Source organism: uncultured Campylobacter sp. (genome assembly GCF_937997465.1).
GTDB lineage: Bacteria > Campylobacterota > Campylobacteria > Campylobacterales > Campylobacteraceae > Campylobacter_A.
In genome coordinates, this window is sequence record NZ_CALKTQ010000044.1 from 1 (window position 1) to 9,642 (window position 9,642).

Consider the following 9,642-nt stretch of genomic DNA (forward strand, 5'->3'; position numbering starts at 1 on the left):
CCTGAAGCTAACCGAGTTTTTAGCGAGCTACCTCGAAAAAAGCGGCGCAAAGGGCTTTGTTTTGGGCGTTAGCGGCGGTTTAGACTCTGCCGTAGTAGCCGCTCTTTGCGCGCGCACGGGCTTTGAAACGCATGCACTTTTGATGCCGACGAAGTACTCAAACGAGCGAAATTTAAGCGACGCGCTAAAGCTTTGCAAAGATCTAAAAATGACGCATAAAATCATCGAAATCCAGCCGATTTTGGATAGTTTTACCGCGCAAATCGGCGAGTCGCTGTCAAATTTGCGCATGGGAAACTTAAGCGCAAGGGCCAGGATGTGCCTGCTTTACGACTATTCGGCAAAGATAAACGCGCTAGTTGTGGGTACTAGCAACAAAAGCGAGCGCCTTCTTGGATACGGTACGATCTACGGCGACATGGCGTGCGCGCTAAATCCGATCGGCGAGCTCTTTAAGACTGAAATTTACGAGCTGGCGCGCGAACTAGGTATCGATGAAAAAATCATCGCAAAAACCCCATCTGCCGACCTTTGGGAAGGACAAAGCGACGAGGCTGACATAGGCTATAGCTACGAGCGGCTAGATGAGGTCTTGCGTTTGGCTCAGAGTAAAAGCGAGGCCGAGCTTGCGAGCGAATTTGACCCAAAGCTCGTTGCGATGATATTTTCAAGGATGAGAGCGAATAAATTTAAACTCTCGTTGCCACCGATTGCTAGCGTGGACGTCGAGTAAAATTTGAGCTAAATTTACTGCTACGGCAATAAATTTGGCTGAGGTTTTGAAAGTCAAAAACGGTGAAATTTGACGGCTTGTTTGGTGTCAAATTTGCTTGGCTTTGAGATACGGTAAATTTAACGGCAAAGTCGCGATGATTTTTCTGAAAGTAAAAATAGATAAAACTGCTGTAAATTTGGCGGCAAAATAAATTTAAAAACAAAAAAAGAACGCAGAAGGTAAGATAAAAATAAAAAAACAAGGAGGTACAATGGAAGAGATAGCGTTTTATAGACCTACTATCGACGAGGCCGAGATTACGCTCATCAAAGAGGCTCTAAACGACCACGGTTCGGTGATCGTGGAGAGGCTGGAGGCTGAGCTTAGGGAGTATTTTGGCGTAAAGCACGCCGTTACGACAAATAACAACAGCGCCGCTCACCATTTGGCGCTTTGTTCGATGGATCTAAAACGCGGCGACAAGATCATCTGCTCGGTAAACTCCACTCCGAGCGTGGCGCAGGCGATCAGGCATTTTGACGCCGAGCCGATATTCGTTGACATCAACGAAGACGACTTTAACATGAACCCCCAATCGCTGCGAGACACGCTAAAAGTGCACAATCACAAAAAGCTAAAAGGTATCTTTGTAAACCACGTCGGAGGACAGGCGTCGGATATGGACGAGATCTACGCTATCGCGCAGGAGTACGACGTAAAGGTGCTCGATGACGCTGGCAAGTCCGTCGGCCTAACCTATAACGGCGTAAAAATCGGCTCTGATGACCGCTCGCTTATCTCTTGCTTTAACGTGCATTCGCAGCTCACAAACCCGATCGCGACGGCCGGCTTTATGCTAACGGACGACGACGCGGTCGCCGAGCGCGCTAGACTACTGCGAAACCACGCGATCGTGAATGGCGGCATAGATAAAGACGGCAACCTAGGCTACGTCTACGACGTCGTAGATATCGGCGTGAAGTATGATCTGACGGGTCTTTGCGCAGCGTATGCGGTAGCGCAGTTTGAAAAGACGGATAAATTTATCGCGCGACGCAGACAGATCGCAGCCATCTACGACAAAGAGCTTGCAGGCTGCCCGCACGTCTCGCTACCGATCAAAAAGCGCGATCACGTCTATATCCAGTACATCATCAAGATCGACAAAAACCGCGACGGGTTTGCGAAGGAGCTGCTAGAGCGCGGCATCCACACGGCGCTTCACTACAAACCAATGCACCTTTTAAGCTACTATAAAAGCAAATACGGGCTTAAGGTAAATTCATTCCCAAATGCGCTAAAAACCTATCAGCAGGTGCTTTCGCTACCCGTTTACAACGCGCTTAGCGACGAAGAGGTCGCCTATATCTGCGAGAGCGTACGAGAAGTAGCCAAAACGCGTGTTTAAAAGGAAAATTTACGCCTTTGCGCAGGAGTATTTTTACGCTCCAAATTTATGGCAAAAGTGCCTAGCTATCGCGCTTTTGCCCTTGAGCCTGCTTTACTGTGCTGGCGTGATTTTAAAGTCCAAATTTAGCAAAGCTTTGGATTTTGGCATTCCTATTATCAGCATCGGAAATTTAACCCTAGGCGGCAGCGGAAAGACGCCGCTGGGTATTGCTATTTTAAACGAATTTGAGGGCGGCTGCGTCGTGTTACGAGGCTACGGTAGAGCTTCAAAAGGGCTCGTCAAAGTTGCAGTCTCGGGCGAAATTTTAGTGGGCGTCACGGCTAGCGGCGACGAAGCCATGGAGTACGCAAAAAGCGTAAAAAACGCAAACGTCATCGTGAGCGAAAACCGCGATATCGCCATAAACGAGGCCAAAAAAATGGGTGCAAAGTACGTGTTGCTCGATGACGGCTTCGGTAAATTTCACATCAAAAAATTTAACGTCCTGATCCGCCCATCAGCAAAGCCCTATTTTGATTTCGTCCTACCTAGCGGCGCGTATCGCTACCCTAGCAAATTTTACGCCAAAGCCGACTACGTCGTAAAAGAGGGCGAGGATTTTACTCGTGCGAGCGAAATCATAAATCAAACTGCAAAGATGGTTTTGGTGACAGCCATCGCAAATCCGCAGCGCCTGGAGCCATACTTTAGACTTTGCGTGGGACGCGAGATTTATCCCGATCACTACGCGTTTTTGCGGGACGAGTTAGCAAAAATCCTAGCCCATTACGGCGCGACCTCGCTACTGGTTACGCAAAAAGACGCAGTAAAGATGGAGGAGTTTGGCCTGCCGCTCTCCATCATCGCGCTAAAAACGACGCTGGCGGATAAATTTAAACGAATTATCAAAGAGAAAATTCTATAATCTCCTAAAAATTTTGGGACACATTAAATGAAATTTATACTAACTTCTTGCGCCGACAAGGCCGCAGCCAAAGCTCTAGCCAAAAAGCTTGTAAAAGCTAAATTTGCCGCCTGCGTCAGCGTTTTTAAGGCAAATAGCGTTTATTTTTGGGACGGCGAGATAAAGGGCGAAAAGGAGCGGGTCTTACTCATAAAAACCGCGGTTAAATTTAAAAAAGTCGCTAAATTTATCGAGAAACATCACGACTACGAGCTGCCTGAGATTGTGGCTTTTAAAGCTGACAAAGCTAGCAAAAAATACAAAAAATGGATAAAAAAGGAAAGTAAATGAAGTTATTTCAAACTAGAGCGAGTGAGGGCGAGAGCCTAAAAAGCGTGGAATTTAGCCAGGCGCTACTTAGCCCTAGCTCCGCTCACGGCGGGCTTTACGCACCGACGCAGCTGCCGCAGCTGGATGATAAATTTTTTGCTGAGGCGGTAAATTTAAACTACGCACAAATCGCTCTAAAAATCATAGAGAAATTCGGATTTGACGCGGACGCGGCGATGTTTGAGAGGGCGGTAAAGCGGTATGAGAGATTTGACGATCCGCAAAATCCCGTGCAGGTGCGAAAAATCGGCGAAAACCTCTACGTAAACGAGCTTTATCACGGACCTACGCGCGCGTTTAAGGATATGGCGCTGCAGCCGTTTGGCGCGCTGCTTAGCGAGCTGGCTGCAAAAAGAGGCGAAAAATACCTCATAATGTGCGCTACTAGCGGCGACACGGGGCCTGCGACGCTAGAGACTTTTGCGGACGCACCGGGCGTCAAGGTTGTCTGCCTATATCCAAAAGACGGCACGAGCGAGGTACAGCGCCTACAAATGATAAATGCCGACGCCGCAAACCTCAAAGTAATCGGCATCGAGGGCAACTTCGACGATGCGCAGCGCGCGCTAAAAAGCCTGCTAGCTAGCGAGAAATTTAAAGAGCGCCTAAGCGCTGCCGGACTCTCGCTCTCGGCGGCAAATTCGGTAAATTTCGGCCGCATTTTGTTTCAGATTATCTATCATGTTTTCGCCCACGTCTATCTGCTAAAAACGGGCGAGCTAAAAGACGAATTTGACATCGTAGTGCCTAGCGGCAACTTTGGCAACGCTCTGGGCGCATACTACGCTAAAAAAATGGGCGCAAAAATCGGTAAAATCAAAATCGTCTCAAACGCAAATAACATCCTTACTGAGTTTTTCACGCAGGGGCGATACGATCTGCGCGGCAAAAGCCTGGTTAAGACGATCAGTCCTGCGATGGATATCCTGGTTTCATCAAACGTCGAGCGGTTACTTTTTGATAAATTCGGCGCCGTGAGAACCAAAGAGCTGATGGATAATCTTGCGAGCGATGGCTTTTACGAGCTTTCAAGCAGCGAGCTAGACGCACTAAAAGAGGACTTTGACGCTGATTTTTGCAGCGATGCGGAGTGCGAGAAATACATAAAAGAGTGGGCGGCAAAAGGCGTCGCAGTCGATCCGCACACGGCTACATGCTTTAAGGCGGCGGCGAATTTGACGCGCCCGTGCGTGATAACGTCGACCGCGCACTGGGTTAAATTTACTCCGAGTATGTTTAAAGCGCTAAAAAATGAAACGCTAAAAGACGAAAAAATAGGGCTTGAAGCCTTGGCAGCGGAGTTTAACGACGAAGTGCCCGGCGCGATAAGGTCGCTCTTTACAAAAGCCGCCGTGCATAACGAAATCTCCGCAAAAAGCGACATAGAAGCTAAAATTTTAGCTTGGATCGAGCGATGATCATCATCCCGGCAAGGCTCGCTTCGACGCGAATGCCTAATAAAATTTTACGCGAGATAAACGGCGTGCCAATGTTCGTCGCTACGGCGCGCAGGGTGAGCGCGGCTGACGAGGTCGTGATCGCCGCAGACGACGAGGGCGTGATGCAGATCGCGCAAAAATTCGGCTTTAAGGCCGTGATGACGAGCCGGGCGCATCAAAGTGGAACCGACCGCATCAATGAAGCTGCTGAAATACTCGGTGTCAAAGATAGCCAAATCATCATAAACGTGCAGGCTGACGAGCCCTTTATTGAGCCTGAAAATATCGTCAAATTTAGAGAATTTTGCGAGAAAAACGCGGCGCGAGCATTTATGTTTTCGTGCTTTAAATTTGTGGGCAGCGAGCTAGCGGACGATAAAAACCTGGTCAAAGTAGTGACCGACGACGCGGGCTATGCGCTATATTTTTCGCGCTCGCGCATCCCGTTTGACCGTGCACCGTTTGACGTGTACAAGGCGCATCTAGGCATCTACGGCTACGGCGCGGCAAATTTGAAAAGATTTTGCTCCTTTGCGCCTTCGACGCTCGAAAATACCGAAAAACTAGAGCAACTGCGCGCTCTATCAAACGGCGAGAAAATCCTTATGCTAGAGGTGCAAAGCGACAGTATCGGTATCGACTGCGAGGAGGATCTGCAAAGGGCACGGGCGAAATTCGGAGTTGAGTTAGATTAACGCTGTGAGACCCGAAATTTGGTAAATTTGCCCAAAGGAAAAATGCATGACGAATGAGAAATTTACCGAACAGGTCACGACTCTGGCGAAATTTTTACAGACTTACTGCACTGATAAACACGCACTAGAGCCAAAGCGTGAGATAAATTTGGAGCTAATTTATAAGGGCGAAAGTCTAAACCGTAGCGTTCAGACGCAGCTTTGTACGGAGTGTGAGCAGCTGTTTTTCTACGCTCATGAGCGGCTTTTGGCCTGTTCGCACGATATCAAACCGAGCTGCCGCAAATGCCCGCATCCGTGCTACGAAAAGCCTAGATGGACGCAGATGGCAAAGATAATGAGATATAGCGGCGTGAAACTCGGACTCGTAAAACTTAAAAAGATTTTTACATTTTCAAAGACGGTGGAGTAGGGGTGGTGATTTTCGTCTTTTTGGACTTTTTGTGAATTTTAAGATGAGATCAAGTGGTTACCCTGAAAGGATTCGAACCTCTGTTAGCTGATCCAGAGTCAGCAGTTCTACCACTAAACTACAGGGTAACGATAGGCGAAATTATAGCGAGCGAAATTTAAATCAGCTTTAATTATCTCAAATTTCAAGAATAAAACCGTAAAAATCGCCACGCAAATTTCACAGCCCGAATTTTTCAAGATGGGCTAAAAATTTTTCGGGCGGATAAAATCCGATGAGGCGCGTGTTTTTTAGCTCGTCTTGCGCATCGCTACCTGCGCTGAAAAAGAGTATCGCCGGCGGTCCGATGAGTCCGAATTTTTTCATTATCTGCGCATCGTCATTGCTATTTTTTGTTACATCCACGCGCAAAAGAGTGAAATTTTCCAGCTTTTTTAGCACGGCTTCGTCTTTAAACGTGATCTCATCAAGCTCGTTGCAGCTAGCGCACCAAGTCGCGTAAAAATCGATAAGCACGGGTTTAGACGAGCTTCTTATTGCATTTTCTAGCTCTGTTAAATTTGGCACTGTGATAAAATTTGGCTCATTTTTACTCAAATTTACGCTCGCGCCGCCTGCATTTTTAAAGCCTTCGAGCGGATTTAGCGCCGATTTAGCGCCCGAAAACGAACCTACGATCAGTAAGACGGAGTAGATAAAGGCTAGCAGCGCCGCACCTTTTAGTAGCTTTTTCCCACCGCTTTGCTCGCTACTTGTCGTATCAAAAGCTCCGAAAAATACGCTAGCAAACACGCCGATGACGCCGTAAAGTAGCAGCTCTACTCTAGCACCCAGCACGCGCGCGCTCAGCCAAACCGCCATTATCAGCATGATAAAGCCAAAAAGCGTCTTGATTTTATCCATCCACGCGCCCGGTCGCGGCAAAATTTTACCCGAGCTCGCCCCGATCAGCAGTAGCGGCACGCCCATGCCAAGCCCCATCGTAAAGAGCGCAAGCCCGCCAAATACCGCGTTTCCGCTCTGCGCGATATAAAGCAGTGCGCCCGCAAGAGGCGCTGCGACGCATGGGCTAGCAATGAGCGCAGATAAAAATCCCATCGCAAAAACGCCGATTATGCCGCCCTTGTTTTGGGCTTTTTTGCTAAGTGTGTTTTGCATAGCAAGTGGCATCTGAAGCTCGTAAAGTCCGAACATCGAAAGCGCGAGCGCGACGAAAACGAGGCTAAAGCCGATCAGTACGGCCGGTGTTTGCAGCGCGCTTTGCACGCCCGAGCCAAAAACGCTAGCCGCTACGCCTGCGACCGCGTAGGCGCACGCCATCGCAAAAACGTAGATAAGAGAGAGGAAAAAGCCGCTCGTGGCGCGAGGGTTTTTACTGTTGCCATTTTTAGCGTGCTGGTTGTCGCTGTCAAATTTGTGCGAGTTTGCGTCTGACGCACTTAAATTTACCTCGCCGTTTTTCTCGCCCCTAGCTTGCTTTGAGACGATGATAGATGAAAGGATCGGTATCATCGGAAAGATGCAAGGCGTGAGCGAGAGTAGCAACCCGTAGCCCAAAAACGTGGCGAGCGAGAGGAAGAAATTTGCGCTGCTAAGGCTTGCGGCGATGGAGTCTTGCTCAGAAAGCGGTGCCTGCGAGTCGGGGAACCCATCAGGCTCGGCTGCCTCTATGATCTGCGCGACCGAGTAGCCGCCAAGGCTCTTTTTGACGCCAAATTTGAGTACTTGGGGTTGGTAGCAGATGCCGTCTTTGGCACAGCCTTGGTATTCGAGCTTTAGGGTGAAATTTTCGCCGCCGCTAAGCCCTTTTAACAAATTTATCGGTACAAAAAGGCTAAATTTGCCCGTATAAACCTCGCGTTCGTCGTAAATTTCGCCTTTTGGAAAGTTTAGATGCGAGTTTAGATTTTTGTCGCCTAGGCTTGCTGCGAGGCTGTCTTTGTAGACGTGGATATTTGGCGCGGGGGCGAATCTAAACTCGATGTTTTGCTCGTCGGCGTGCGCGGTGAGGCCGAAGGCTTCTTTGACCGAAAGCGGTTCGGCAAACATAGCGCAGCAGGTCAGAATCGCCGCAAAAATCATCCTAAAAATCATAATATTCCTTGAAATTTTTGTCGTATTTTACACAAGCTCCCATAAAGTCAGCGTTAAATGTTAAATTAAGAGGCGTATTTTAGCTAAATTTTAATTATTTGATAGTAACATTTTAAAAATACCCAAAGGAGGTTTAGAGTGAGTAAAAACGGGACGGATAGCGTAAAATTCGACTACGAGCACGAGCTTCGAAAGCTACAAATCGAGCTTTTAAAATTTCAAAATCACGTAAAAGAGCAGGGTCTGCGCGTACTCATCATCATCGAGGGGCGCGACGCGGCGGGTAAGGGCGGCTCGATAAAGCGCCTAACCGAGCACCTAAATCCGCGCGGATGCCGTATCGTGGCGCTTGAAAAGCCAAGCGACGTCGAGCGCTCGCAGTGGTATTTCCAGCGTTACGTTGCGCATCTGCCAAGTGCTGGCGAGATCGTGATCTTTGACCGCTCGTGGTACAACCGCGCAGGCGTAGAGCCAGTGATGGGCTTTTGCACGCAGGAGGAGCACAAGGAGTTTTTGCGCGAGGTGCCTAAATTTGAGGAGATGATCAAAAACTCGGGCATCATTTTCTTTAAATTTTACCTCTCGGTTTCAAAAGAGGAGCAAAAAAAGCGATTCAAAGAGCGCCTCACTGACCCGCTCAAGCAGTTTAAAATTTCTCCCGTGGATGAAAAAAGCCAGGAGCTCTGGGATCAGTACACCATCGCCAAATACTCGATGCTGCTAGCCTCAAACACGCCGTTTTGTCCGTGGACGATCATCGTTTCAGATAGCAAAAAACAGGCTCGCATAAACCTTTTTAGGTACATCCTGGCAAACGTCGAATACCCGAAAAAAATAGACGCCAAAAACTTCGAGTGCGACGAAGGTATCGTAAGGAGCGGCGAGGAGGAGATCCGCCAGATGGAGGCAAATCTCAAAAACGAGAAGCTATCTAAGATGAACGGGTAGGGCGAGTTTGGGTCAAATTTGACGTGCGATGCGGGGAAACGGCCTCGCGAGAATTTGCCCAAATTTGTCAAATTTGACTCGGCTGTTAAATTTATACGCAGGTGGCAAAACCTGCACCTTTTTGATATGAACGGCGGCAAAATCGGCGCTTGCCTGCTTTGCGGAAATAAATTTGCAAGCGGCGCTATGACAAATTTAACAAAGCCGAGCGGAGCTAAAATTAACTCGAATTTGCCAAATTCCACCGGCGCTCGGCAGGTCAAATTTAAACTATGCAGAGCCGTTATCCGCGCATTTTATAGCCAAATTTAAACATCATCCACGTCATCCACGTCGTACCACGCACCAACTAGTAAACCCTGAGACGTCGCTGTTATCAAGATATTAGCCCAGTGGAGCGCGCTGCCGATTTGTGCTTTTGCAAAAACCGTGATGTAGCCGGATAAAACCGAGAGTATAAACATGTAGGCATAAATTTTAAACAGCGGATTTTGCGTGACGCGTGCCAACCTAAAATTTAAAATCGTCCAAGAAATCGCCGACAAAGTAAATAATGTAAAAAGGCTCTCTTTAACTTAATCTCACACAAAGGAGCATTAAGTTACGATGAGTTCGATGAAAAATAAATATATAATCCGTTCAAGAATTTCTGAAG

General features: G+C 48.1%; 11 protein-coding genes and 1 tRNA gene. 9 read left to right on the forward strand and 3 right to left on the reverse strand.

Annotation, left to right across the window (positions count from 1 at the left end; genetic code table 11):
* Nucleotide 1: 1 nt before the first annotated feature.
* The 7 genes from Q0546_RS01285 to Q0546_RS01315 all read left to right on the forward strand — a co-directional run bounded on the left by Q0546_RS01285 (nucleotide 2) and on the right by Q0546_RS01315 (nucleotide 5,945).
* On the forward strand, nucleotides 2–733 hold the full coding sequence (locus Q0546_RS01285; RefSeq protein WP_298789828.1) for an NAD+ synthase: 732 nt from the start codon (nucleotides 2–4) through the stop codon (nucleotides 731–733).
* A 253-nt stretch (nucleotides 734–986) separates the two neighbouring features.
* On the forward strand, nucleotides 987–2,123 hold the full coding sequence (locus Q0546_RS01290) for a DegT/DnrJ/EryC1/StrS aminotransferase family protein (RefSeq protein WP_298789830.1): 1,137 nt from the start codon (nucleotides 987–989) through the stop codon (nucleotides 2,121–2,123).
* On the forward strand, nucleotides 2,116–3,030 hold the full coding sequence (locus Q0546_RS01295) for a tetraacyldisaccharide 4'-kinase (RefSeq protein ID WP_298789832.1): 915 nt from the start codon (nucleotides 2,116–2,118) through the stop codon (nucleotides 3,028–3,030). Before Q0546_RS01290 ends, Q0546_RS01295 begins: the two co-directional genes overlap by 8 nt.
* Nucleotides 3,031–3,057: 27 nt before the next feature.
* A complete protein-coding gene (cutA, locus tag Q0546_RS01300; RefSeq protein ID WP_298789834.1) occupies nucleotides 3,058–3,360 on the forward strand; it encodes a divalent cation tolerance protein CutA in 303 nt (100 codons plus the stop codon).
* Entirely contained in the window at nucleotides 3,357–4,817 is a 1,461-nt protein-coding gene (thrC, locus tag Q0546_RS01305; protein ID WP_298789836.1) for a threonine synthase, read from the forward strand. Before cutA ends, thrC begins: the two co-directional genes overlap by 4 nt.
* A complete protein-coding gene (kdsB, locus tag Q0546_RS01310) occupies nucleotides 4,814–5,533 on the forward strand; it encodes a 3-deoxy-manno-octulosonate cytidylyltransferase (RefSeq protein ID WP_298789838.1) in 720 nt (239 codons plus the stop codon). The genes thrC and kdsB overlap by 4 nt, the downstream gene beginning before the upstream one ends.
* 46 nt (nucleotides 5,534–5,579) lie before the next feature.
* Nucleotides 5,580–5,945, forward strand: coding sequence for a nitrous oxide-stimulated promoter family protein (locus Q0546_RS01315; RefSeq protein ID WP_298789840.1), 366 nt, complete (start codon nucleotides 5,580–5,582; stop codon nucleotides 5,943–5,945).
* A 54-nt stretch (nucleotides 5,946–5,999) separates the two neighbouring features.
* On the opposite strand, the gene Q0546_RS01320 is transcribed toward Q0546_RS01315, so the two are convergent.
* Together Q0546_RS01320 and dsbD are read right to left on the reverse strand one after the other, a co-directional pair.
* Nucleotides 6,000–6,073: transfer RNA gene (locus Q0546_RS01320), tRNA-Gln, on the reverse strand.
* Between the two features lie 91 nt (nucleotides 6,074–6,164).
* On the reverse strand, nucleotides 6,165–8,039 hold the full coding sequence (gene dsbD / locus Q0546_RS01325) for a protein-disulfide reductase DsbD (RefSeq protein ID WP_298789842.1): 1,875 nt from the start codon (nucleotides 8,037–8,039) through the stop codon (nucleotides 6,165–6,167).
* Between the two features lie 138 nt (nucleotides 8,040–8,177).
* Between dsbD and ppk2 the strand changes: the two genes are divergently transcribed.
* The gene (gene ppk2, locus Q0546_RS01330; RefSeq protein WP_002951386.1) at nucleotides 8,178–8,987 is read left to right on the forward strand and encodes a polyphosphate kinase 2; all 810 of its coding nucleotides are present in this window, start codon (nucleotides 8,178–8,180) and stop codon (nucleotides 8,985–8,987) included.
* A gap of 54 nt (nucleotides 8,988–9,041) precedes the next feature.
* Entirely contained in the window at nucleotides 9,042–9,299 is a 258-nt protein-coding gene (locus Q0546_RS01335) for a hypothetical protein (protein ID WP_298789845.1), read from the forward strand.
* Here the strand turns inward: Q0546_RS01335 and Q0546_RS01340 are convergent.
* Nucleotides 9,296–9,532: a hypothetical protein gene (locus tag Q0546_RS01340; RefSeq protein WP_298789847.1), complete on the reverse strand. Its 237-nt coding sequence runs from the start codon at nucleotides 9,530–9,532 to the stop codon at nucleotides 9,296–9,298. The two genes, Q0546_RS01335 and Q0546_RS01340, sit on opposite strands and share 4 nt — an antisense overlap.
* Nucleotides 9,533–9,642 lie beyond the last annotated feature (110 nt).

Coding starts and splice junctions, on each gene's coding strand:
- Q0546_RS01315 (WP_298789840.1), top strand. CDS start 5,580: ATGACGAATGAGAAATTTACCGAACAGGTCACGACTCTGGCGAAATTT.
- kdsB (WP_298789838.1), top strand. CDS start 4,814: ATGATCATCATCCCGGCAAGGCTCGCTTCGACGCGAATGCCTAATAAA.
- cutA (WP_298789834.1), top strand. CDS start 3,058: ATGAAATTTATACTAACTTCTTGCGCCGACAAGGCCGCAGCCAAAGCT.
- Q0546_RS01290 (WP_298789830.1), top strand. CDS start 987: ATGGAAGAGATAGCGTTTTATAGACCTACTATCGACGAGGCCGAGATT.
- dsbD (WP_298789842.1), bottom strand. CDS start 8,039: ATGATTTTTAGGATGATTTTTGCGGCGATTCTGACCTGCTGCGCTATG.
- thrC (WP_298789836.1), top strand. CDS start 3,357: ATGAAGTTATTTCAAACTAGAGCGAGTGAGGGCGAGAGCCTAAAAAGC.